Source organism: Halopseudomonas yangmingensis (assembly GCF_900114825.1).
In the GTDB taxonomy this organism is placed as follows: domain Bacteria; phylum Pseudomonadota; class Gammaproteobacteria; order Pseudomonadales; family Pseudomonadaceae; genus Halopseudomonas; species Halopseudomonas yangmingensis.
Genome location: NZ_FOUI01000008.1, coordinates 49,806 through 74,762 on the forward strand (window position 1 = coordinate 49,806; position 24,957 = coordinate 74,762).

The window sequence follows — 24,957 nt, forward strand, 5'->3', positions numbered from 1 at the left end:
ACAGCTTTTGCTGCTAGCACTACAAGCGGATCTGCGGACCTGTCCGCTCGATTTGAACGACGCCGGGCAGACGCCCGTCAACCGATTCCCATTGGAGGAAACCATGTCGAAGACGATAGAACTGATCAAAGAGTTTGACGTGAAGTGGGTCGATCTGCGCTTCACCGACACCAAGGGCAAGCAGCAGCATGTGACCATGCCCGCACGCGACGTCAACGAAGACTTCTTCGAAGACGGCAAGATGTTCGACGGCTCCTCCATTGCCGGCTGGAAAGGCATCGAGGCCTCCGACATGATCCTGATGCCGGATGACAGCACCGCCGTGCTCGACCCCTTCACTGAAGAGCCGACCATCATCCTGGTCTGCGACATCATCGAACCGACCACCATGCAGGGCTATGAGCGCGACCCGCGCGGCATCGCCAGACGTGCCGAGGAGTTCCTCAAGTCCACCGGTATCGGTGACACCGTATTCGTCGGCCCGGAACCGGAATTCTTCGTGTTTGACGAAGTGAAGTTCAAGTCCGACATCTCCGGCTCGATGTTCAAGATTTTCTCCGAGCAGGCGTCCTGGAACACCGATGCCGACTTCGAAAGCGGCAACAAGGGCCACCGTCCGGGCGTCAAGGGCGGCTACTTCCCGGTGCCGCCGGTCGACCACGACCACGAAATCCGTACAGCCATGTGCAACGCCCTGGAAGAAATGGGCCTGACCGTGGAAGTCCACCACCACGAAGTGGCAACCGCCGGCCAGAACGAAATCGGCGTGCTGTTCAACACCCTGGTGAAGAAGGCCGACGAAGTACAAACGCTGAAGTACTGCGTACACAATGTTGCCGACGCCTATGGCAAGACTGCCACCTTTATGCCCAAGCCGCTGTACGGTGACAACGGTTCCGGTATGCACGTGCACATGTCGATCAGTAAGGACGGCAAGAACACCTTCGCCGGCGAAGGCTACTCCGGCCTGTCGGATACCGCACTGTACTTCATCGGCGGCATCATCAAGCACGGCAAGGCACTGAACGCCTTCACCAACCCCTCGACCAACAGCTACAAGCGTCTGGTCCCGGGCTTCGAGGCGCCGGTGATGCTGGCCTACTCGGCACGCAACCGTTCCGCGTCGATCCGCATTCCCTACGTTTCCAGCCCGAAAGCCCGCCGCATCGAGGCACGCTTCCCGGATCCGGCCGCCAACCCCTACCTGTGCTTTGCAGCACTGCTGATGGCAGGCCTGGACGGTATCCAGAACAAGATTCACCCTGGCGATCCGGCCGACAAGAACCTGTACGACCTGCCGCCGGAAGAGTCCAAGCTGATCCCGCAAGTGTGCGGCAGCCTGAAGGAAGCCCTGGAAGCCCTGGATGCGGACCGCGAGTTCCTGACCAAGGGCGGCGTGTTCACCGACGCCTTCATCGACGCCTTCATCGAGCTGAAGGCCGCCGAGGAAATCAAGGTGCGCACCTTCGTTCACCCGCTGGAATACGACCTGTACTACAGCGTCTGACCAGGCCTGGAGCAACACCGGAGGGCGTCCATTCGGGCGCCCTTTTTTATCGTCCGTCCGCAAAGGCTTGCAGAAGACTTGCCGCACCGCACCAGCGGTGTCAGTCTGGGTCGGTCAACTCTGGAGCTCCCGGCCATGAAACGGATACTCATACCACTGCTGCTGTTGCTGGCTCCGCTGGCCCATGCGCAGATCTACAGCTGGACCGACGAACGCGGCAACAAGGTATTTTCCGACCAGCCCCGTGAGGGCGCCCAGGAAGTGGATGTGCGACCGCCCAACCGGTTGTCCACACCGGCTCCCGTGGCCCAGCCCGCCAGCACACGCAGCCAGACGCCGCAAAACAGCGGCCCGGCCTATCAGGCCTTGAGCATTACCTCTCCTGCCCACGATGAAGCCGTGCGCAATAACGAAGGCCAATTGACCATCAATGCCAGTATCGACCCGCCCCTGGGTCGCGGCCACCTTCTACGGCTGGAAATGGACGGTCAGCGGGTCGGTGTGCCCGTACCCGGCAACCTGCAGAGCACGGCCAGCTTTCAGCTGAACAATATTGACCGGGGTTCCCACCAGTTCAGCGTGGTGGTGGTGAGCGCGCAAGGTGACGAGGTCCAGCGCAGCGCACCGGTTACCGTGCACCTGCAGCGCACGTCGGCACTGCAGCCCGGACGCGCCGGACAGGTACCACCAGTCACCCGCCCCAGACCCTGACACGCCCGCCCCACCACAGACTGCGCCGCTGCAGGGCATCAGCTGTGCACCAAAACCCTGCATTGCACCACAATGGTGCATACTCCTCTCGCAAACGACGCTCTGAATAATCGGGACGTCGCCGATAACGCGCGCGCAAACCGTTCCGGAGCCCTTCTGTGGCGCAGGCTGGCGTGAAACTGCCGGTATCAGGCAGCCTGCCGGCAAGCACCCGGTTAGCTGGTTCGGATTTTGCATTGATAGTGCGCAACAGAGGAACCGAACATGCTGCCAGACCGATTTCTTCGCCAGATACTGGATAATCAGACCACTGCCGTGCTGCTGCTGGATGACCAGCTGAAGGTCAGCTACATCAATCCGGCAGCCGAAATGCTGCTGGCTGTCAGCGGCCAGCGGGTGCTGCACCAGCACGTCGATGGCCTGTTCCACGACACCGCACTGGCGCATGACTCACTGGAGAACGCTGCCAGCAATGCGCACCCCTTCACCAAACGTGAAGCCCAATTGCAGCTGGGTAACGGCCAGAGCCTGATGGTCGACTATTCGGTGACGCCGATAGTCACCGGAGGACACAACTGGCTGTTGCTGGAAATGCACCTGCGTGACCGCCTGCTACGCATTACCCGCGAAGAAGCGCAGATGTCCAAACAGGAAGTCACCCGCACCCTGGTGCGCGGCCTGGCCCACGAAATCAAGAACCCGCTGGGTGGCATTCGTGGTGCAGCCCAGCTGCTGGCACGCGAACTGCCGGAAACCGGTCTGCGTGACTACACCGACGTGATCATCGCCGAGGCCGACCGGTTGCGCAGCCTGGTCGACAGCATGCTCGGCCCGTACCGCCCACCACAGCTCAAGCCGATCAATATCCACCAGATCACCGAACGGGTCTGCAGCCTGATCGAGGCGGAAACCCAGGGCCAGCTGAAGCTGCAGCGCGATTACGATCCGAGCATCCCGGACCTGCTCGGCGACAGCGAACAGCTGATCCAGGCGGTGCTCAATATCGTACGCAACGCGATGCAGGCAATTGCCGGTGCCGGCAGCCTGGAGCACGGGCGCATTACCCTGCGCACCCGCACCCTGCGCCAGTTCACCATCGGCCAGCATCGCCACCGGCTGGTCTGCCGCCTGCAGATCATCGACAACGGCCCGGGCATTCCGGCCGACATGCTCGACAGCATTTTTTACCCGATGGTCAGTGGCCGAGCCGATGGCACCGGTCTGGGGCTGGCCATTACCCAGAACATCATCAGCCAGCACCAGGGACTGATCGAATGCGAGAGTCAGCCCGGGCTGACCCAGTTCACCCTGTTTCTGCCGCTGGAACCCGCTTCAGGAGAGACGCCGAATGACGCACGCTGACAATGTCTGGATCGTTGATGACGACCGCTCCATCCGCTGGGTACTGGAAAAAGCCCTGCAACAGGAAGGCCTGCAGCCAGAGTGCTTTGACAGCGCCGACAAGGCTCTCAGCCGCCTGCAGCAGCAGCGCCCGGATGTACTGATCAGCGATATCCGCATGCCCGGCAGCAGCGGGCTGGAGTTGCTCAGCCGGGTGCGCGAGCAGTTCCCTCGGCTGCCGGTAATCATCATGACCGCGCATTCGGATCTGGACAGTGCGGTGGCCTCCTACCAGGGCGGTGCCTTCGAATACCTGCCCAAGCCGTTCGATGTCGACGAGGCGGTGGCACTGGTACGTCGCGCGCTGGCGCACAGCCGCGAGCAGGCCGCACAGGAGAGCGAGCCGACATTGGCGCGCACCCCGGAGATCATCGGCGAGGCACCGGCGATGCAGGAGGTGTTCCGCGCCATTGGCCGGCTGTCCAACTCGAATATCACGGTACTGATCAACGGCGAATCGGGGACCGGCAAGGAGCTGGTAGCGCAGGCCCTGCACCGCCACAGCCCGCGTGCGCGCAATCCGTTCATTGCGCTGAACATGGCGGCGATCCCCAAGGACCTGATGGAATCCGAACTGTTCGGTCACGAGAAGGGTGCCTTTACCGGTGCCGCGACCCAGCGCCGTGGCCGTTTCGAGCAGGCCGATGGCGGCACCCTGTTCCTCGACGAGATCGGTGACATGCCGGCCGAGACCCAGACCCGCCTGCTACGGGTGCTGGCCGATGGGGAGTTCTACCGGGTCGGCGGCCATACGCCGATCAAGGTGGACGTGCGCATCATCGCTGCCACCCACCAGAACCTCGAGGGCCTGGTGCAGGCCGGCAAGTTCCGCGAGGACCTGTTCCACCGGCTTAACGTCATCCGCATCCACATCCCGCGACTGGCCGATCGCCGCGAGGACATTCCGGCACTGGCCCAGCATTTCCTTGCCCGCGCGGCGCTGGAACTGACGGTGGAGCCAAAGATTCTCAAGCCGCAGACCCAGGAGTTCATCAGCAACCTGCCGTGGCCAGGCAACGTGCGCCAGCTGGAGAACACCTGCCGCTGGATTACCGTGATGGCGTCCGGGCGCGAGGTGCTGATCGACGACCTGCCGCCGGAACTGCTGAACCAGCCCCAGGAAAACAACGTCAACGGTCACTGGGAACAGAGCCTGCGGGTCTGGGCCGAGCAGGCGTTGGCACGCGGCGCGCACAACCTGCTGGATACCGCAGTGCCGGCGTTCGAACGAATCATGATCGAAACCGCCCTGCGCCACACCGCCGGCCGCCGTCGTGATGCCGCCGAGCTGCTCGGTTGGGGCCGCAACACGCTGACGCGCAAGATCAAGGAGCTGGGCATGAATGTGGATGGCGGTGAAGATGACGAGGCAGATGTGGGCTGAACTGACCGTGCATGGATCGCCACAGGCCTGACGGCCTTCGCGATGACATTGCGTGTGTGAGTTGGTTACAGCTGCAGGGGCACCGGGCAGCAACCATCTGCAAGACAGGCTTCAATAATGCCGGTCCGCCCGGCTAGACTGCCGACCTGCCATCAGGAAGCCGTCGCATGTTCCATATCGCCCTGCTTGAACCGGAAATTCCACCGAATACCGGCAATATCATCCGGCTGTGTGCCAATACCGGCAGCCAGTTGCACCTGATCCAGCCGTTGGGCTTCGAGCTGGATGACAAGCGCCTGCGCCGGGCCGGGCTGGATTACCACGAGTTTGCCGCACTGAAAGTCCACGCCAACCTGCAGAGCTGTCTGGACAGCGTGCAGCCGCAGCGGGTGTTCGCCCTGAGCACCAAGGGCACCCGCTGGTTCAGCGAGGTTGAGTATCGGCCCGGCGACCTGTTTCTGTTCGGCCCGGAAAGTCGCGGATTGCCGGTTGATATCCGCGAGTCGCTGCCGCCAGAACAGGTGCTGCGGATTCCCATGCAGCCGGACAGCCGCAGCCTGAACCTGTCCAATAGCGCCGCGGTGCTGGTCTACGAAGCCTGGCGCCAGCAGGGTTTTGCCGGTGCGCAGTAACGGCCCGCAAGGCATTACCCACTGGCCCTGACCGGACTCCGGCACAGACGGGCAGCAACAAACATGAATGAAATCGAACAACAACAAGAAAAACATCAGTTTTACTCATAGCCAGTCTCACCCCAACAATGTCCCCCGTATTCAACAGGGAGACTGCCGCGATGGCACTGACACACAACCTCGGATTTCCCCGGATTGGCCGGGACCGTGAACTGAAAAAAGCACTGGAAGCCTACTGGAAAGGCGATATTGACCAGGCCGCGCTGCTTGAGGTCGGCCGCCGGCTGCGTGCCGAGCACTGGCACCTGCAGCAGCAGGCCGGCATCGAACTGCTGCCAGTGGGTGATTTTGCCTGGTATGACCAGGTTCTGACCCACTCGCTGACCTTTGGCGTCATCCCCGAACGTTTCCAGCGGCACGCCGGAACGCCGGATCTGGACACCCTGTTCGGCATGGCCCGTGGTGTCAGCCAGAGCGGTTGCTGTGGCGGCGCGCATGCCGAGGAAATGACCAAGTGGTTCGATACCAATTACCACTATCTGGTCCCCGAATTCAGCGCCGACCAGCAGTTTGCCCTTAACTGGGAGCAACTGTTCGATGAAGTGACCGAAGCCCAGGCCCTGGGTTATCGGGTCAAACCGGTGCTGATCGGCCCGCTGAGCTATCTCTGGCTGGGCAAGGAAAAGGGCAGCCCCTTCAACCGCCTGGCGCTGCTGGAACGCCTGCTGCCGGTGTATGGCGAGATACTGCAACGGCTGGCGGAGCAGAACGTTGAGTGGGTGCAGATCGACGAGCCGATCCTGTCGCTCGACCTGCCACAGGACTGGAAGAATGCCTTTGAGCGGGCCTACAACCTGCTGCAGAAGGAGCCCTGCAAGAAGCTGGTGGCCAGCTACTTTGCCGGTCTTGAGGAGAATCTCGGGCTGGCCGCCGGCTTGCCGGTGGATGGCCTGCATATTGACTTGGTACGCGCACCGGAGCAGTTCCCGGCAATTCTCGACCGCCTGCCGGCCTACAAGGTGCTGTCGCTCGGTCTGGTGAATGGTCGCAACGTCTGGCGTACCGACCTGCAGCAGGCACTGACTGTGCTGCAGCAGGCCGAGGAGCGCCTTGGCCCACGCCTGTGGCTGGCCCCCAGTTGCTCGCTGCTGCATTGCCCGGTTGACCTGCAACGCGAGGATCAACTAGACGACGAACTGAAAAGCTGGCTGGCCTTTGCCGTGCAGAAATGCGAGGAAGTGGCGCTGCTGGCACGCGCCCTGCGCCAGCCTGAATGCCCCGAGGTGCAGTCGGCACTGGCGCAGAACCGCGCACTGCAGGCCAGTCGTGCGGCATCACCACGCATTCACAAGCCGCAGGTACAGGCGCGACTGGCGGCCATCACCCCAGCCGACAGCCGGCGACAGTCGCCGTTTGCCATGCGCAGCGCACAGCAGCGCGCCCGGCTGGATCTGCCGCCGCTGCCGACCACCACCATCGGCTCCTTCCCGCAGACGCCGGCGATCCGTCTGGCCCGTCAGGCGTTCAAGGCCGGCAGGATCTCGGCCGCCGAGTACACCGAAGCAATGCACAGCGAAATCCGTCACGCGGTGGCCGTGCAGGAACAACTGGGACTGGATGTGCTGGTGCATGGCGAGGCCGAACGCAACGACATGGTCGAGTACTTTGCCGAACAGCTGGATGGCTATGCCTTCACCCGTTATGGCTGGGTGCAGAGTTACGGCTCGCGCTGCGTCAAACCGGCGATCATCTATGGCGACCTGAGCCGGCCACAACCGATGACCCTGGACTGGATCCGCTTTGCCCAGAGCTGCACCGACAAACCGATGAAGGGCATGCTGACCGGGCCAGTGACCATGCTGATGTGGTCATTCAGCCGCGATGATATCCCCCGCGAGCAGCAGGCACGGCAACTGGCGCTGGCGATTCGCGACGAAGTGGTGGATCTGGAAGCAGCGGGTATCGGCATTATCCAGATCGATGAGGCGGCTTTCCGCGAAGGCCTGCCGCTGCGTCGGGCTGGATGGCAGGCTTACCTGGACTGGGCCACCGAGGCCTTCCGCCTGACTGCCAGCGGGGTGCGTGACGAGACGCAGATCCATACCCACATGTGCTACAGCGAGTTCAATGATGTAATCGAGTCGATCGCGGCAATGGATGCCGATGTGATCACCATCGAGACCTCACGCTCGGACATGGAGCTGCTGCAAGCCTTCGAGCGCTTCGACTACCCCAACGAGATCGGGCCCGGGGTGTATGACATCCACTCGCCACGGGTACCCGCGGTGGAAGATATGCTCAGGCTGCTGCGCAAGGCGGCTGAGCGCATTGCCCCGGAGCGGCTGTGGGTGAATCCGGATTGCGGCCTGAAAACCCGCGGCTGGGAGGAAACCCGTGCGGCGCTGGGCAATATGCTGGAAGCGACCCGGCAGCTGCGCGGGGAACTGGTTCAGGAATGAGCTGCACGCTCTGGATTCCCGCCTTCGCGGGAATGACGGGGTAAAGGGAGGGGTGACTGACTGGATTCCACATGCACAAGTATGACCAGCCAGTGTGTCTGCACAACTCACCGTCATTCCCGCGAAGGCGGGAATCCAGGGCGCCAATCCAAGTAGCAGTCAGCCCCGTGCAACGCGGGACTGACTGCACAAAGCAACTCAGCGGGTCTTGATCACGACCTTGCCAACAGCCTTGCGCGAGGTGAGCATGGCCAGCGCGTCTTCGTACTGGTTCAGCTCATAGGTCTGCGAGACCAGCGGCTTGAGCTTGCCTTCGGTGTGCCAGGCGAACAGCTGCTGGAAGTTGGCCAGGTTGTCCTGCGGCTGGCGCGCGGCAAAGGCGCCCCAGAATACGCCAACCACGGCGGCGCCCTTGAGCAGCGGCAGGTTGGCCGGCATTTCCGGGATGCGGCCACTGGCAAAACCGACCACCAGCAGACGGCCATTCCAGTTGATGCAGCGCAGCGACTGGTCAAACAGATCGCCACCCACCGGATCATAGATAACATCAGCGCCCTGGCCCTTGGTCAGCGCCTTGACCTTTTCCTTCAGCTCGCCATCGGCGTAATTGATCAGCTCGTCAGCGCCAGCCTGGCGGGCAATTTCCAGCTTGTCGTCACTGGAGGCTGCGGCAATCACCCGCGCGCCCATGGCCTTGCCGATTTCCACGGCAGCCAGGCCCACACCACCGGAGGCACCCAGTACCAGCAGGGTCTCACCCGGCTGCAGGTTGGCACGCTGCTTGAGTGCGTGCATCGAGGTGCCGTAGGTCATGCTGAAACCGGCGGCAGTGACGTAGTCCATGTCGTCGGGCATCGGCAGCACGCGACCTGCGTCGGCGGCGACCTTTTCGGCAAAGCTGCCGAAGCCGGTGAGCGCCATCACCCGGTCACCCGGCTTGAGGTGCTTGACGTTTTCACCCACGGCGCTGACCACACCGGCTGCCTCGCCACCCGGGGAGAACGGGAACGGCGGTTTGACCTGGTACTTGCCTTCGATGATCAGGGTGTCGGGGAAATTCACGCCGGCGGCATGGATGTCGATGATTACATCGTTTTTCTTCGCAACCGGATCAGTGGTTTCTTCCAGAACCAGACTACTGGCAGGTCCATAGGCTTTGCAGAGTACGGCTTTCATGGTGGCTCCCTTGGGTTTTTATTTCATCTAGCCAGTGCCGGACACAGGCGTCAACAACCATAGCAGAGGCTGATTGGCTGTCATTGCTGGAGCTGGCAGTACAGCTTCGCTATGCTTGATGCAATTTCAAGGAGCCGAACCCATGCGTTTGATTACCGTATTGCTGCTGGGCAGCCTGTTAAGCACGCCGGCGCTGGCGCAGACTGCGCCGCAATACCACGAACTGTCTCCGGCCTTTGTTGGCGTGCTGGCTGGAAGTGGCGCGCGCATCCAGTACCTGAAAGCCGATGTGGCACTGCGCATCAATGATCCGGCAGCGCTGGCACGAGTGCAGTACCACGACCCGCTGATCCGCAACGAGCTGGTCAGCCTGTTCGGCCAGCAGACCCGCGAAACGCTGGACTCGCTGGAAGGCAAGGAAGCGCTTCGCGCGACTGCCCTGGAACGGGTGCGCGCCGTACTGGAAAGCGAGGAAGGTCAACCCCTGGTCGACGACCTGTTATTCACCAACCTGATCACCCAGTAGCCAGTACATCCTGCCCGGCATCGGCCAGGTAGGCGGCGACAAAGCTGTCGAAATCGACAGTGTCCGCCGCCTCGATGGCCGCCTGCGCCTGCACTGACTGCTCGGCCTCGGCGACAAAGGCCTGCTGTCCGGCCGGCTCCAGCGGGTGCGCGAGGAACCAGCCACGATGCAACTCGGATTGCGCCAGGGCGAAGCTGACGAAGCTGTCGCCATGCTCGCGAATACCTTGCAATACCCGCGCCGAGGGTGTCAGGTCTGGGTTTTCGAGGCGTGCGCGGGCCTCAGCCAGACTGTCAGCGTGCGCGCTGCCGCCTTCAACCCTATCCAGCTGGGCAGCACAGGCGCCAATTTCGTCCAGTAACGCCAGTCCCCACTCACGCAACTCGCGCGGCTCCCCTTGGCAACCCAATTGCAGGCCGGGCTGACGCCCCATGCGCACGGTGCAGGCGAAGTTGGCAGCCACCTCCTCGCACTCGTCATTCTCCAGCAACGGGCTCTCCTGCAGCGCGCAGTAGAGCAGGAAACTGTCGAGGAAACGCGCAGCGGACGGATCGATACCCAATGGCAGAAAAGGATCGATATCCATACAACGCACTTCGATGTACTCCACGCCGCGTGCCGCCAGTGCATGCACCGGCTTCTCGCCGCTCTGGGTCACACGCTTGGGGCGGATCGGACTGTAGAACTCGTTCTCGATTTGCAGCAGGTTGGTATTCAACTGCTGCCACTGGCCGTCGGCATCGTGGGTGCCGAGGGCAGCATAGGGCGGGTAGGGCTGGCTGATCGCTTCGCGCATGCTGCGGATGTAGTTATCCAGACTGTTGTAACAGACATTCAGCCCGGCCTGAGCGTTGTTGTTGTAGCCCAGGTCGCTCATGCGCAGGCTGGTCGCCCAGGGCAGATACAGGGTGTCTTCCGACAGTCCCTGCAGGTCATGCTCGCGGCCCTGCAGAAAACTCCGGCAGACCGCCGGGGAGGCGCCGAACAGGTACATCAGCAGCCAGGCGTAGCGGCGGAAATTACGGATCAGTGCCACATAGCGCTCGGACTGGAAGTCCTGTGCACTGCCCTCACTGCCCTCGTGCTCGCGCAGCAGCGACCACAGCTGCGGCGGCAGTGAGTAGTTGTAGTGGATACCGGCAATGCACTGCATGGCCTTGCCGTAGCGCACCGCCAGGCCGCGCCGGTAGACGTACTTGAGCAGGCCGATATTCGAGCGGCCGTAGCGGGCGATCGGAATACCGGTATCGTCGGCCGGTAGCTGACACGGCATGGAGGCGCTCCACAGGCGCTCGTCACCCAGCTGACTGACGGTAAAGCGGTGGATGCGCTCGAGCTGGCTGAACAGCTCAGCCTGCGAATCGCTGACCGGAGTAATCAGCTCCAGCAGCGCCTCGGAATAGTCGGTAGTGATGCTCGGGTGGGTCAGCGCCGAGCCCAGCGCCTGTGGGTGCGGGGTTTGTGCCAGCTGCGCGCTGGTATCGATGCGCAGGCACTCGCGCTCGATGCCGTGGCGGCTGTGGCCCAGCAGTTGCGGATCGGCATCGGCCAGCCAGGCCAGGCGTTTTTTCAGTGATGACATGGCTGTCACTCCGGAATCAGGCCCGCAGGCCGGGGGTTATTCAATGGTCGCTCAGATTCGCGCAAAGGTGCCCAGCGCCTTGGCCACCAGCTGGTCGTCCTGCCACACCTCGCCGTCCACCACCACGGTGCGGGTACCGGCATGCACCACCTTGCCTCGCCCCTCGAGGGCGCCACCGGTGACCGCCCGAGTGTAGTTGATCTTGCACTCAACGGTGGCCGTCACCTCATGCGGCTCCAGTACACTGAAGGCGGCAGCACCCATGGCCGAGTCGAGCAAGGTGAATACCACCCCGCCATGCACCCGGCCGGTTGAATTGAAGTGCTGCTGCTGGATCTCCAGATGCAGGAAGCATTCACCCCGGCTGATATGCCGGAATTCCAGCCCGACCAGACGGGTAAAATCACTCATGCGGCTTTCGGCAAAGCCCTTGAGGGCGGGATGATCAACCATGGTCAGCGCTTCTTCAGATTCTTTGCATTGGCAAACAGGGCGCCCAAGGTAGCACCGGGCGGTGTGCTGCTGCCAGCGGATTTGCCGCTCTGGCGCGCGGCTGTCCGGGCTTTGGCGGAATCCCCCGCAGGACTGCCGACACGCCCGGCGCCGCTGGCTGCGCTGACCTCGGCATCCAGCCGCATGCTCAGGCTGATGCGCTGGCGTGGAATATCCACCTCAAGCACCTTGACCCGCACGATATCACCGGCCTTGACCACCTCGCGGGGATCCTTGACGAACTGCTGCGAGAGCATGGAAATGTGCACCAGCCCGTCCTGATGCACGCCGATATCGACGAAGGCGCCAAAGTTGGCGACATTGGTCACCACCCCTTCCAGGGTCATGCCGGGCTTCAGATCCGCCAGGGTCTCGACGCCGTCCTGGAAGGTCGCGGCCTTGAACTCCGGACGCGGATCACGACCGGGCTTGTCCAGCTCGCGCAGGATATCGCTGATGGTCGGCACACCAAAGCGCTCATCGGTGAAGCGCGCCGGCTCCAGCTTGCGCAGGAAGCCCGAATCGCCAATCAGGCTGCGGATGTCGCGCCCGGTGTCGACGGCGATGCGCTCGACCAGCGGATAAGCCTCGGGGTGCACCGCCGAAGCATCCAGCGGGTTGTCACCATTCATCACGCGCAGGAAGCCGGCAGCCTGCTCAAAGGTCTTCTCGCCCAGCCGGCTGACCTTAAGCAGGTCGCGGCGGCTGCGGAAGGCGCCATGCTGGTTGCGGTAATCGACGATGTTCTGGGCGATGCCCGGATTCAGGCCGGAGACCCGGGTCAGCAGCGGCACCGAGGCGGTGTTCAGGTCAACGCCGACGGCGTTCACACAGTCCTCGACCACCGCATCCAGACTGCGCGCCAGCTTCAGCTGCGACACATCGTGCTGGTACTGGCCGACGCCGATGGATTTCGGCTCAATCTTCACCAGTTCCGCCAGCGGATCCTGCAGGCGCCGGGCAATCGACACCGCACCGCGGTAGGTCACATCCAGATCGGGAAACTCGCGGGCTGCCAGCTCGGAGGCGGAATACACCGAAGCACCGGCTTCGGAAACCACCACCTTGGTCAGCTGCAGGTCCGGGCATTGGCGCAGCAGGTCGGCGGCCAGTTTGTCGGTCTCACGCGAGGCGGTTCCGTTACCGATAGCGATCAAGCCGACCCGGTGCTTGCGGCACAGGCTGGCCAGCTGTGCCAGCGACTGGTCCCACTGGTTGCGCGGGGCATGCGGGAACAGCGTGGCGCTGTCGAGCAGCTTGCCGGTGGCATCCACCACCACCAGCTTGACCCCGGTGCGCAACCCCGGATCCAGCCCCAGGGTAATCCGCGGGCCGGCCGGGGCGGCCAGCAGCAGGTCCTTGAGATTGCTGGCAAACACCCGGATTGCCTCATCCTCGGCGGCTTCGCGCAAGTCGCCAAGCAGCTCGGTTTCCAGCTGGCCAAGCAGCTTGACCCGCCAGGTCCAGCGCACCACCTCGCCCAGCCAGCGGTCCGCGGCGCGGCCTTGCTGGCTGATGCCGACTGCCTCGGCAATCAGGCCTTCGCAGGGGTGACTGGTGCCGGCCGCCTGCTCACCCTCGCCCAACGCCAGACTGATGCTCAGCACCCCTTCGTTGCGCCCGCGCAGAATGGCCAGGGCGCGGTGCGAGGGCACCTTCGACAGGGGTTCATCGTATTCGAAATAGTCACGGAACTTGGCGCCCTCGGTCTCCTTGCCGGGCACCAGCCGCGATACCACCCGACCATCCTGTTTCAGGGTCTGGCGCAGCCGCTCCAGCAGGTTGGCATCCTCACTAAAGCGCTCCATCAGGATGTACTTGGCGCCGTCAAGTGCGGCCTTGATATCGGCCACGCCCTTGTCGGCATCAACAAAGCCGGCGGCCAGTTGCTCAGGGTCGAGGGTCGGATCGCCATACAGCTGATCGGCCAATGGGCCAAGACCGGCCTCCAGGGCAATCTGCCCCTTGGTGCGGCGCTTCGGCTTGTACGGCAGGTAGAGGTCTTCCAGGCGGGTCTTGGTCTCGGCGGCGCGGATGTCGCGCTCCAGATCCGGGCTCAGCTTGCCCTGTTCGGCAATACTGTTGAGGATGCTGCCTCGCCGGTCTTCCAGTTCGCGCAGGTAGCGCAGCCGCTCTTCCAGGTAGCGCAGCTGAGTATCATCCAGACTGCCGGTGACTTCCTTGCGGTAGCGGGCGATGAAGGGCACGCTGGCACCTTCGTCCAGCAGGGCTACGGTGGCATTCACCTGTTCGGGGCGCACCGCCAGTTCACTGGCGATACGTGCGGCTATGCTTTGCATCAGACTCGGCTTCCACGTGACTTGTTACAGGCGGCGCAGTATAACCGACTCGAACCGCCGGATTGTGCAACCTCGGCAATCACCGGGAAACCTCTTGTAACAGCGCCGGACAGCCCTTCGGACAGGCTTCGGCGACAATAGCTACATCTCACTGCAGGTAGACAACCATGAGCACTGAAGGCGAAAAAATTCTGATTGTCGATGATGACGCGCGCCTGCGTCGTTTGCTGGAGCGTTTTCTCAGCGAGCAGGGTTACCGGGTTCGCGCGGTGGAAAACACCGAGCAAATGGATCGTTTACTGTCCCGTGAACTCTACTCACTGATAGTGCTGGACCTGATGCTACCGGGCGAAGATGGCCTGAGCGCCTGCAAGCGCCTGCGTGATCAGGGCAACGAAACACCGATCATCATGCTCACCGCCAAGGGTGACGAAGGCAGCCGCATCCAGGGCCTGGAAATGGGTGCCGATGACTATCTGCCCAAGCCGTTCAATCCGCGTGAGCTGGTAGCCCGTATCAAGGCCGTGCTGCGCCGACAGGCGCCGCAGGTGCCGGGTGCACCGAGCAGTGATGATGACAGCGTGGCGTTCGGCGAATTCGTGTTGAATCTGGGTACTCGCGAACTGGTACGCGGCAACGAGGTACACATGCTGACCACCGGGGAGTTTGCCGTGCTCAAGGCACTGGTGCAGCATTCGCGTGAGCCACTGACGCGTGACAAGTTGATGCAGCTGGCACGTGGCCGCGAGTGGGATGCTCTGGAGCGCTCGATTGACGTACAGATTTCCCGGCTACGTCGCATGCTCGAACCCGATCCGTCAAAGCCGCGCTATATCCAGACCGTCTGGGGTGTTGGTTACGTGTTCGTGCCGGACGGCAAGTCGGCGTGAAGGGCGGGCCCGGTTGGCATCCGTTGCTGCCACGCAGTTTTTTTGCCAGAACCCTGCTGCTGGTATTGCTGGTCACCCTGTTCTCCAAGGTGCTGACCATGCTGTACCTGCTGAGCAACGAGGATCTGCTGGTCGACCGGCAGTACAGCCACGGCACCGCCATGCTGGTGCGTGCCTACTGGGCCAGCGATCTGCCGGCGCGTGCCGACATCGAGCAATTGACCGGGCTGCAGCTGATTCACCAGGACGTTTTGCCACGTGGCGAGGTGCACTGGCCCTACACAGGCATTTTCATCAACCAGTTGCGTGACGAACTGGGTGATCGCACCCGCGTTCGCGTGCGCATCCAGGACAAGCCGGCACTGTGGATACATCAGCCCGGCTATGGCGAGTATTGGTTAAAGGTCCCCATGTACACCCATCCGCTGCGCGGCCAGCGGATCTGGATGGTGATTACCTGGTTACTGCTGATCGGCATGCTGTCGACCGCTGCTGCCTGGATCTTCGTACGCCAGCTCAACCATCCGCTGAAAGTGCTGGAAAGTGCTGCCCGGCGTATCGGCCAGGGGCACAGTGTGCGTCTGCTGGATACCGGTTGCCCGGCCGAGATTGCCGAGGTGTACCGCGCCTTCAACCAGATGTCGGCAGATGTAGAGCAGGCCAGCCGCGACCGCTCCCTGCTGCTGGCCGGCGTGTCCCACGACCTGCGGACACCCTTGACACGCATGCGCCTGTCCACCGAGCTGCTGTCGTCTGCGGAACCCGAACTGACCGAGGGCATGATCCGTGATATCGAGGATATGGACGAGATCCTCGACCAGTTTATGGCCTATATCCGCGATGGCAACGACGAGCCCAGCGAACTGGCAGACATCAATGAGGTATTGCGTGAAGTGGCTGCGCCGCACAACGGCACCGGCGAATGCGTGCGTCTGTGCCTTGAGCCGGTACCGCTATTCAGCTTCCGTCGACTGTCGGTCAAACGGCTGCTGGCCAATCTGGTGGAAAACGCGGTGCGCCACGCCGGCTGCGGCGTGGAAGTGATCAGCGCGGTGACGCGCAATGCGGCGCAACCCTATCTGGTGATTTCGGTGCTGGATCGCGGGCCGGGTATCGATCCGACCGATGTTGACTCCTTGTTCGTGCCTTTCATCCGCGGTGACCGGGCGCGCTCGACCAAGGGCACCGGCCTGGGTCTGGCGATCGTCAAGCGCATCGCTGACAGCCACGGCGCCACTGTGCAACTACTGAACCGCGAGGGTGGCGGCATGGAAGCACGGGTCAACTTTCCGCTACCCCAGGATAGCTTCTCCTGAATTCAGGCGGCCGGTGGACGCAGCAACTGGTGCTCGTCAAGCAGCTGCTCGATGGCCGGCAGGTCGGGAATCAGCATATCCAGTGCATCATCCGCCAGCCGTACCGACTGCACACTCAGCACCGACGCCTCGCCATGAGCCGACAGCTCGCCACGTTGCACCCTGCGCGAACGCGGAATACCACCCACGCGCAGACCGATAAAGCTGATACCCGGACGCCCGCCCAGGGCATTCAACACCAGGCCGCGGGGGATACCCTCAGGGGCCTGTAGCGGCTGCCCCTGCATGGCCTCAAAATCGACCATCGGCACCTGCTGCTCACGCCACAGGCTCCAGCCGAGAAACCATTGTGGCGCACCTGGCGGTGCCGGCCGGGTGATCCGGTAGCCTACCAGCTCGGCCACAGCCACGTTGGGCAGCAACAGCGTCTCGTCATTCAGTGGAATGATCAGGCTGTTAAGCGTTTCCTGGGCATCAGATGACATTCGACATTTTCCTCATTGATAGTCGCGGGCCGGACTCTCGTGCTGCAGCCAGTCCTGCAGGGCGTCGGCCAGCTGTTCCGGTGTACCTTGCAAGGTACTGTGCCCGGCCTGATATACCGCATCCGGCATCACGGTACAGGTGGCGCTGGCATCCTGGGTCCATATCTCGATACCACGCTCGCGCAGACGGGCGCAGGCCTCCACGCCATCCTCACCCATGCCACTGAAAATGATTGCGCCACAGGCTGGCTGGAAACTGCGGCCCAGCTCATCAAGCAGAACTTCGATGGATGGCTGGTACGGTCCCGGCCAGGGCTGGGCAAGCAACCGTGCACGGCGATCAGCGCTGAAGTGCACGCGCTGGCCGATAGGTGCAATCAGCACCTGTCCGCAGCCAATCGCCTGACCATTATGGCAATTGACAACCTCCCATCCATTGTCCCTACCGACAATGCGCGGTAATTGCTGTTCGAAGCCGGGGTCTATGTGCTGGGCATAGATAAAGCCTACCGGCAGGTCGGCCGGCAGCCGATCCAGAAAAGCTTTTACCGCCGCAGGTCCACCCATGGATGCTGCCAGCAACCAGACACTCCAGGCTTGCGTCCCATGCTCGCCGACAACCGGTCGAGCAACGTTGTGCGGTACACCCAGAACCTCACCCAGCCGCTGCTGCAGGCGGCGACGCCAGCGGGGATAGTCCTCGCTGTCGGTTACCGGCATGTCCCCTGCACCACAGAACACCGGTACACCGGCCTGCTCCAGCAGTAAATCGGTCAAGGCCCAGTCGTCACTCATCTCCAGCAGCCATACCCCCGGCCGCAACTGCTCGACAGCCTCGGCAGTCAGCGTAAAGGGGTCGCCATCAAACGCCAGGACATAGCCCATCTCGAGCAACTCGGCGGCCAAACGGCGACGGCGTTCGGGCTGACAGACCAGCAATCCGATGCCGGCGCCAGCTGGTTCAGTCACGCCGTCCTGCCAAACGCTCGATCAGGGCAAGCAACTCGGCTTCGTGGTAGGGCTTGCCGAGATAATGGTCAACACCGATCGCCAACGCCCGTTCACGATGCTTCTCGCCGGTACGCGAGGTGATCATGATGATCGGCAGATCCTTCATCTGTTCGTCGTGGCGTATCAGCGTGGCCACCTCAAAACCGTCCATGCGTGGCATCTCGATATCCAGCAGCATGATATCCGGCTGCGCCTCCTGCAAATGCGCAATGGCATCCAGCCCGTCCTTGGCGGTAACAACCTCCATGCCATGGCGTTCCAGCAGGCGGCTGGTGACCTTGCGCACGGTGATCGAGTCATCCACCACCATCACCCGCAGTGCGCGCTGTTCAACGGCCGGCAACTCGTTGGCCGCCGGTATCTGCTGCAGATGCAGTGCCTGCTGTGCACGGATTACCGCCAGCAGATCAAGAATCACCACTACGCGGCCATCACCAAGAATGGTTGCACCGGACAGGCCCGGCACCACGGCAAACTGCCTGCCAAGGGTCTTCACTACAATTTCCCGTGAGCCGGCCAGTGCATCGACCTGCACCGCCACACTGTGTTCCGCCGAACGCACCAGAATCACCGGCAACGGCAAGGGCTGACCATGCAAGCGAGGCTGCTGTCCGGTACCCAGCAGGTGGCCCAGGTAATTCAGTTCGTATTGCTTGCCGGCATATTCGAACGGTGGCGCATCACCGGAGTAATAAGCCTCCAGCTCGTAACCGGATACGCGTACGATACCTTCAATACTGTTCAGCGGGATTGCGTAGAGGTCATCACCCGAGTAGACCATCAGCGCACGGTTCACCGACACGGTGAAGGGCAGGCGGATGTTGAACTGCGAGCCCTGTCCCGGATGGCTGTCCAGGCTCATGCTGCCACCGAGCTGACGCACTTCGGCGTTCACCACGTCCATGCCCACGCCGCGTCCGGAAATCTGCGTGACCTGTGCGGCCGTGGAAAAACCCGCCTCCAGAATGAACTGACTGACTTCCTGATCACTCAGCTGTGCATCAACGGCCATAAGGCCGCGCTCGATCGCCTTGCGCCGCACCGCCTCCAGCTGGATTCCCGCACCATCATCCGTCAGCGTCAGCAGTATCTCTCCGCCCTGACGCTGCAGATCCAGGCGAATCCGGCCCTGTTCTGGCTTGCCGGCGGCGCGCCGTTGTTCGGGTTTTTCGATCCCGTGATCCACCGCATTGCGCAGCATGTGCTCCAGCGGACCTATCATCCGCTCCAGTACGCTGCGATCCATTTCACCCTCGGCGTTCAGTACTTCCAGCTCGACCTGTTTGCCAAGCTCTGCCGCCACCTGCCGGACTACCCGGCGCAAGCGCGGCATAAGTCGCTCGAAGGGCACCATGCGTGTACGCATCAGGCCTTCCTGCAGCTCGGTATTCACCCGCGCCTGCTGCAACAGCAAGGTTTCGGCGTCACGGCTGCGCGAGGCGAGGGTTTCCTTCAGATCCATAAGGTCGGATGCGGACTCGAACAGCGAGCGCGAGAGCTGCTGCAGTTGTGAGTACTGGTCCATTTCCAGCGGATCGAAATCCTCATAACCGGTCGCCAGTTCGTCCTGATGGCGCGAGATGATCTGTGCCTGGGTTTCCATGTCCAGCCGGCGAAGCTGGTCTCGTACCCGCTCGATGGTCGCCTCCATATCACCCAGCAACTGGCCGAAATCGCTGACCTGCTGTTCGACGCGACCGCGGAAAATCGAGGTTTCACCCGCCAGATTGACCAGTTCCTCAAGCAGCGGTGCGGCTACCTTGACGCTCTCCTGTACCGCTGCCCGGGCTGGTTGTGCATTCTCCTCGCTGCCGGCCTCCATCGCCTTGCGCAACATGTCGCGTACAGCCTGCAACGAAGGACCCTGAGGCATTTCGCTGGTGCTGGCGGGCGCAGTTAGCGGCTGATCCTGTTGCGGCTGCGGCTGCGGCTGCGGAACGCTCGGCTCTTCGGCAGCAACCTCCGGCTCGGCGGCCGGCGGCATCTGGCTAAGCGCATCAAGCTCGCCCAGCAGTTGCCGCAGGACATCGGTGGCATGCGCGTGTTCCTGGCGGTGCAATCGGGTAGCCAGGGTCTCGGCGCCTTCGGCGAGACTGGCCTGACCGGCCAAACGCGCACTACCGACAAAGCTCTGCAAGCGGTGCTGAAGGTCTGCGGCGGATGCCGGATCGTCGCTCTCGAGCAAGCCAAGGCAGGGCCGCAGCAACTCGTCGGCCTCTTCGAGGAACATGGCCAGCATCGCACCGGATACACCGTCCGCGGAAAACTCCATCGGCATTTCCGCCGGCGTCGTTGCGGGAACCTCTTCCTGCGGCGCCACCACAGCCGCCGGCTGATTGCCGGGCAGCAGCAGCGGTGCATCAGGATTGCGCCGCCACTGCTCAATGCAGGCAATCAATTGACGGCCGTCGCTGATATGCCTGCCAGCGGCAACCCCTTCGATCATGTCGGCAAGCTGGTCATGGCAGGCGTGCAGCAGGGCAAACAGGTCTGCGCCGGGCTGATAGCGCTGGTTGCACAACCCTTCGTAGAGGAACTCAAGCTCGTGACTCAGATCACCAATCGGCCTGATTTCGGCCATCCGTGCGCCGCCCTTGAGCGTGTGCAGGTCACGTTGCAGGGCTTCCACCGGCTGCAGATTTTGCGGCTCGGCGAGCCACTGCTGCAGGCTGGCAGTGGCGCTATCAATAATTTCGTTGGCTTCTTCAAGGAAGATTTCAACCAGTTCGGCGTCGGCATCCGCTTCATCCGGACTCCATTGCCCACCCTCGGTCGGCGCTGCAGCCTGCTGCTCAAGGGTAGCCGGCATGAATTCCGGCTGGTCACTAACCGGGCTATGCGACAACAGGCCCTGCAACACCAGCAACTCGGCATCCGGGCTGCTGACATGCTGATGTGCCGCTACCTGATCCATCATGCTGATCAGCCGCTCATGGGACTGGATCAACGCCTCGACCAGCGCGGATTGCAATGCCAGGCTGCCATCGGCAAGGGCCCGGTATACCTGCTCCATGCCCAGCGCAAGGCGCTCGATATCCGGCAATTCGACATCTGCTGCGACATCCGCAAGATTGGTAAGGCTCTGACCCAGTGCCTCGCTATCCGGGGCCTGGCCGTTACCTGCCTGGTGGTCAGCCAGTTGATCGGCGGCATCAAGCAGCAACTCGATACCATCGGTAAGGAAGATGGACAGCAGGTCTGCGCCGCCCTGTCCCTCGGCCAGATCACTGCGGCTGCTCTCACGCTCGCTGAGCATTCGCTGGTGACTCTGCTCAAGCCGCTGCAGGAATGCCTGACTGCCGGCAATATCGCGTTGTGGGGCGCTGGCCAATTGCTGCAGGCCCTCGGCAATCAGTTGCGAGGCTTCCTGCAGTATCGCCAGTTGCTCTTCGCCAGCCGGTACCAGATTGGCCTTGAACTCCTTGACCATTTTTTCCAGTGGCGTTGCCAGCATGGCAATCGGCAGTATGCCGGCCATATGGGCACTGCCCTTGAGCGTATGCAGGGCACGCTGCAGTGCGTCGCTGAAGGTGCGGGGCAGGCCCTGTTGGCGGCACTGATCGATAAACAGGTCGATCTGCTCCAGATGCCCCTGGGCTTCGTTGGCAAAGATTTCCAGCAGCAACGGGTCAATGATCTCCAGTGACTCGTCGGGCGTTTCGGCTGCCTGGATTGCCACTATCGGCGCACTGACTTCGGGTATCTCTTCCAGCGTGTCTGCCGGCTCTTCCGCGAACGACTCATCCAGCAACAACGGCAACGCGTCGACCGGCTCCGGCGTCTCGGCTTGCTCGATCTGCGTCAGGTCTGCCGGCTCTTCGTCATCCACTGCCGACAGAGACACCGCCTCGCCACGTGCCAATTGCGCAGCCCGCTCACTCAACTGCCCAACCTGCGGGTAGGCTTGCTGGCGCGATGCGGCAAAATCCTCAACCAGTTGCGGCATCAGAGCGCGTACATCATCAATCAGCGCAAAGAGCTCGGGTGACGGCTGTATGCTGTGATCCATCACCCGGTTGAGCATGTTTTCTACCGACCAGGCCAGTTCACCGATAACCAGCGCACGCACCATCCGCCCGCTGCCCTTGAGCGTATGAAAGCCACGCCGGACTTCGGTCAGCGAACGCTGGTCTTCGTGATCTGCGGCCCACTTCGGCAAATACTGGTCAATGGTTTCGAGAACCTCTCCGGCTTCCTCAACAAAGATTTCCAACAGCTCGGCATCCAGCTCGTCCTCTGCTGGTGCTGGTGCTGGTGGCTCTGGCTCTGGCGCTGGCACTTGCAAAAATGGCTGTTCAACAGCTTCTTCGGCGGGCTCTTGCAAAGCGTCGTCGATATCAGCCGGCAATTCGAAAATGAAATCGTCAGCAGCCGTGTCGACCGGTTGTTCCTGTACCGCCTCGCCGTCGGGCTGGGCTGGCGGCTCGACAGCGGTCTGCCGGTCGCTATCGGGAACCCCTGCAGTGACCCCCGCCGCCTCGGACATGCTGCCGCGCAAGCCCTGCAGGGCATCCTCTGCCATACCCAGGATGCCATCGCTGCGCTCGCTGTCATCATCTGCCAGCCGCTCAAGGTAGTAATCGACACTCGTGACCACATCGGCCAGTGCGTCCAGGGCTACCCAGTCAGGCACCCTGCCTGCCTCAATGAGTTCGGTTTGCAGATAGTTGCGACAACCCGCAATGAGGTCGGCAGCACGCTCCAATGGCAGCATTTGCAGGCCGCCCCGCACCGAGTCAAGCCATTCGCAGGCAGGCGTCAGGCACTGTTTGTCCCACTGGTTGATGACATAGGCATTGATTGCTTCGCGCGTCTGCTCCAGTGCGCTGCGTGCCTCGTTGATCACCTGTTGGCGAATTGCCCTCAAGTCTTCTGCCGCCAACATGTGTGCCTTGGGTTCATCCTCCGGCACTGCTGGCGAAGCGGCCTGGTCTGACGGCTGAGGTTCGATGCCGAGAATGCCTTGCACACTGGCCTCGACAAACAACAGGCCGCCTGCCAGATCCATCAGCGCCGCATCATTGATGGCAACGTCGCCGGCTATCAAGCGACCCAGCAGTTCTGCCTGCTGCTGCATGACACGTCTTGGCTGACCCAGCGCCAGCATGGCCAGGGTATCGGCGATACGCTTGAACTGCGGCATAAGTTCGGCCAGCGGTGCGGCACTGCGGTCATCCTGGCGTACATACAAATCCAGCTGATCCTTGACCAGCACCAGCTCTTCGGTGAGCGCCTCGGCCACCGAGTCCATCACGTCACGCCCAGGCCCCGAAGCAGCAACCTGCTGCGGATCCTCGCGCCAGAGTGCCTGCAGCTCGTACTCCTGCTTCAGGGCATCGATACGCGGACTGCCCTCGGGACATTTGGCAATGTAAAACAACAGATTGCGCAACAGTTCGTCAGTCGTACCAGAATCCTGCTGTGCCTGCCCTTCCAGCAGCCCGCGCAGCTCACGATCGCCCTGACGCAGCAGATGACGGATAGCCGCACCGTTTTCAATCCCGCCATTTTGCAGACCTTCGGCAAGACCAGCCAGAACCCGCCAAACGGGTGCCTGCCAACAATGGGACAGGAAACCGGCCAACCGGTCGAACACCCTGACCAGTTGTTCGGCATTGCTGGCAACGTCCTGGTTTCGCACTATGCCGGCCTGAGCCATCTGCATGGCCTGACGCAAGCGACGCAACTGCAGGCTCTGCTGCTGGTCCGGCTGCCAGTCACGGTTGTCGGCGGGCGAGGCGCTGATCACCTGTTTGCCCGGAGAAAAGAGTGCGCTCTCGGAGAGCATCTTCTCGCCACGCGCCGTGCGTACATCATTGAGGATCGGCAGCAACGCCATCGGCAAATCGTGCCTCACCGCCTGGACCCGCTCCAGATAGGCCGGCAACTGCAAAATCGCCTGCATCAGCACTTCCAGTGCCTCGTCATGGCGTGCCACTTGCCCTGCCATGGTCAACCGCAGCAACTTCTCGACTTCTTCGGCAAGCAGAGCGGCGCCGTAGAATTCGACCATCTGCAGGGTTCCATGCACCTGATGGATGTAACTCAGGCAGAAGCCCAGACGGGTGCTGTCTGCCGGGTTGGCGGCATAATCTTCCAACGCCTGACGCGCCTGATTCAGCGTTTCGCTGATTTCGCCTTTGACCCAGTCGAGGGCGACATAATCATGCCGATCACCCATACTCACTCCAGACTCTCGTTGCTGCTGCGGCGCCTGTAGGCCTGTATCCGGTCATCCGGCAGCCGCTCCAGCAGGGAATTGTTCCAGTCCATGACCTCACCCAGCCCGATCACCAGTACGCCGCCCGGCACCAATCGCTTGGCCAGCAGATTGAGCAGGTCGCGACGCCGCCAGCGACGGAAATAGATGAGCAGGTTCTGACAAAAGATCACATCCAGATTGGCAATGGGTGCCTGGGCCAGCTCCAGCACATTGAGGCGGCTGAAACAGACACGCTGACGCAGACTGTCGACCACCTGGTAACGTCCGCCTTCCACCGCCTGCAGGTAACGTGTTCGTTCCTGGTCGGTAAGACCATTCAGACGGGCGCCGGAATAATTCCCGACCCGGGCCTGTTCCAGTGCCTTGAGGCTAATATCGGTGGCCCATACGGCAAAACCGGCATTTTCAGGCACTGCCGAAACAGCATCCGACGCCACCATCGCCAACGAGTAGGCCTCTTCACCGCTCGCGCAACCCAAACTCCAGAGTTGCAGCGGCCGACTGGCATCCTCCTGCAAGCGCTGCTGCAGATGCCTGGCAACCCCGTCAAACGACGGACGATGACGCATAAAGCAGGTTTCGCGCACCGTCAGATGATCTATCAGTGCAGACCACTCGATAATGCCGGTAACGCCATCGGTCACATATTGGTAATAGGCTTCGTAACCATCGATCTGCAGGCTGCGCATGCGTGCCAGCAAACTGGTCTGCAAATAGCTGCGGCGCTGCTCGGAGACGCAGACTCCTGTGCGCGCTTCAAGCAATGCCTGCCACTGACGGAACTGTTGGGTATCCATCTCCGGCAGTTGCTGCAATGACCAGTTCGGCGTTTTCTGCACCCTTTGCCCCTCGCTCATGCCGG

Annotated in this window: 17 protein-coding genes; 9 read left to right on the forward strand and 8 right to left on the reverse strand. The window is 62.2% G+C overall.

Annotation, left to right across the window (positions count from 1 at the left end):
• Window positions 1-103: 103 nt before the first annotated feature.
• The 6 genes from glnA (at window position 104) to metE (ending at window position 8,094) form a co-directional block, all read left to right on the forward strand.
• Window positions 104-1,507 (forward strand): glutamate--ammonia ligase, encoded by a 1,404-nt coding sequence (gene glnA / locus BMZ23_RS08900; protein WP_093475913.1) that lies wholly within the window; start codon window positions 104-106, stop codon window positions 1,505-1,507.
• Between the two features lie 135 nt (window positions 1,508-1,642).
• Complete coding sequence (locus BMZ23_RS08905) at window positions 1,643-2,218, forward strand: DUF4124 domain-containing protein (protein ID WP_093475702.1); 576 nt, start codon at window positions 1,643-1,645, stop codon at window positions 2,216-2,218.
• A gap of 264 nt (window positions 2,219-2,482) precedes the next feature.
• Entirely contained in the window at window positions 2,483-3,580 is a 1,098-nt protein-coding gene (glnL, locus tag BMZ23_RS08910) for a nitrogen regulation protein NR(II) (RefSeq protein ID WP_093475705.1), read from the forward strand.
• On the forward strand, window positions 3,567-5,003 hold the full coding sequence (gene ntrC, locus BMZ23_RS08915) for a nitrogen regulation protein NR(I) (protein WP_093475708.1): 1,437 nt from the start codon (window positions 3,567-3,569) through the stop codon (window positions 5,001-5,003). Before glnL ends, ntrC begins: the two co-directional genes overlap by 14 nt.
• Window positions 5,004-5,170: 167 nt before the next feature.
• Window positions 5,171-5,635, forward strand: coding sequence for a tRNA (uridine(34)/cytosine(34)/5-carboxymethylaminomethyluridine(34)-2'-O)-methyltransferase TrmL (gene trmL, locus BMZ23_RS08920; RefSeq protein ID WP_093475711.1), 465 nt, complete (start codon window positions 5,171-5,173; stop codon window positions 5,633-5,635).
• 161 nt (window positions 5,636-5,796) lie between these two features.
• The gene (metE, locus tag BMZ23_RS08925; protein ID WP_093475714.1) at window positions 5,797-8,094 is read left to right on the forward strand and encodes a 5-methyltetrahydropteroyltriglutamate--homocysteine S-methyltransferase; all 2,298 of its coding nucleotides are present in this window, start codon (window positions 5,797-5,799) and stop codon (window positions 8,092-8,094) included.
• Window positions 8,095-8,292: 198 nt separating this feature from the next.
• Here the strand turns inward: metE and BMZ23_RS08930 are convergent, their stop codons facing one another.
• Window positions 8,293-9,270 carry an NADPH:quinone oxidoreductase family protein gene (locus BMZ23_RS08930; RefSeq protein WP_093475717.1) on the reverse strand — a complete coding sequence of 326 codons (978 nt, stop codon included), beginning with the start codon at window positions 9,268-9,270 and terminating at the stop codon, window positions 8,293-8,295.
• A gap of 142 nt (window positions 9,271-9,412) precedes the next feature.
• Here BMZ23_RS08930 and BMZ23_RS08935 point away from each other — a divergent pair, with 142 nt between their 5' ends.
• Window positions 9,413-9,796, forward strand: coding sequence for a flagellar basal body-associated FliL family protein (locus tag BMZ23_RS08935; protein WP_093475720.1), 384 nt, complete (start codon window positions 9,413-9,415; stop codon window positions 9,794-9,796).
• On the opposite strand, the gene gshA is transcribed toward BMZ23_RS08935, so the two are convergent.
• Genes gshA through BMZ23_RS08950 form a run of 3 tightly spaced genes read right to left on the reverse strand, consistent with a single transcriptional unit; the run spans window position 9,786 to window position 14,170 of the window.
• Window positions 9,786-11,378: a glutamate--cysteine ligase gene (gene gshA, locus BMZ23_RS08940; RefSeq protein WP_093475723.1), complete on the reverse strand. Its 1,593-nt coding sequence runs from the start codon at window positions 11,376-11,378 to the stop codon at window positions 9,786-9,788. The genes BMZ23_RS08935 and gshA overlap by 11 nt on opposite strands.
• Before the next feature lie 51 nt (window positions 11,379-11,429).
• On the reverse strand, window positions 11,430-11,831 hold the full coding sequence (locus BMZ23_RS08945; RefSeq protein ID WP_093475726.1) for a PaaI family thioesterase: 402 nt from the start codon (window positions 11,829-11,831) through the stop codon (window positions 11,430-11,432).
• Window positions 11,832-11,833: 2 nt separating this feature from the next.
• On the reverse strand, window positions 11,834-14,170 hold the full coding sequence (locus BMZ23_RS08950) for a Tex family protein (RefSeq protein WP_093475729.1): 2,337 nt from the start codon (window positions 14,168-14,170) through the stop codon (window positions 11,834-11,836).
• A gap of 167 nt (window positions 14,171-14,337) precedes the next feature.
• Between BMZ23_RS08950 and ompR the strand changes: the two genes are divergently transcribed.
• Together ompR and BMZ23_RS08960 are read left to right on the forward strand one after the other, a co-directional pair.
• Window positions 14,338-15,060 carry an osmolarity response regulator transcription factor OmpR gene (gene ompR, locus BMZ23_RS08955; protein ID WP_093475732.1) on the forward strand — a complete coding sequence of 241 codons (723 nt, stop codon included), beginning with the start codon at window positions 14,338-14,340 and terminating at the stop codon, window positions 15,058-15,060.
• A complete protein-coding gene (locus tag BMZ23_RS08960) occupies window positions 15,057-16,376 on the forward strand; it encodes an ATP-binding protein (RefSeq protein WP_245748168.1) in 1,320 nt (439 codons plus the stop codon). Before ompR ends, BMZ23_RS08960 begins: the two co-directional genes overlap by 4 nt.
• A 2-nt stretch (window positions 16,377-16,378) precedes the next feature.
• Here BMZ23_RS08960 and BMZ23_RS08965 read toward each other — a convergent pair whose 3' ends face one another.
• From BMZ23_RS08965 to BMZ23_RS08980, 4 genes are read right to left on the reverse strand one after another with little or no spacing between them, the layout of a single operon-like run.
• Window positions 16,379-16,861 carry a chemotaxis protein CheW gene (locus tag BMZ23_RS08965; RefSeq protein ID WP_093475735.1) on the reverse strand — a complete coding sequence of 161 codons (483 nt, stop codon included), beginning with the start codon at window positions 16,859-16,861 and terminating at the stop codon, window positions 16,379-16,381.
• A 12-nt stretch (window positions 16,862-16,873) separates the two neighbouring features.
• Window positions 16,874-17,830 carry a chemotaxis protein CheB gene (locus BMZ23_RS08970; RefSeq protein WP_093475738.1) on the reverse strand — a complete coding sequence of 319 codons (957 nt, stop codon included), beginning with the start codon at window positions 17,828-17,830 and terminating at the stop codon, window positions 16,874-16,876.
• A complete protein-coding gene (locus BMZ23_RS08975; RefSeq protein WP_093475741.1) occupies window positions 17,823-24,053 on the reverse strand; it encodes a hybrid sensor histidine kinase/response regulator in 6,231 nt (2,076 codons plus the stop codon). The genes BMZ23_RS08970 and BMZ23_RS08975 overlap by 8 nt, the downstream gene beginning before the upstream one ends.
• A gap of 2 nt (window positions 24,054-24,055) precedes the next feature.
• Window positions 24,056-24,934 (reverse strand): CheR family methyltransferase, encoded by an 879-nt coding sequence (locus BMZ23_RS08980; protein ID WP_425431683.1) that lies wholly within the window; start codon window positions 24,932-24,934, stop codon window positions 24,056-24,058.
• Window positions 24,935-24,957: the final 23 nt, after the last annotated feature.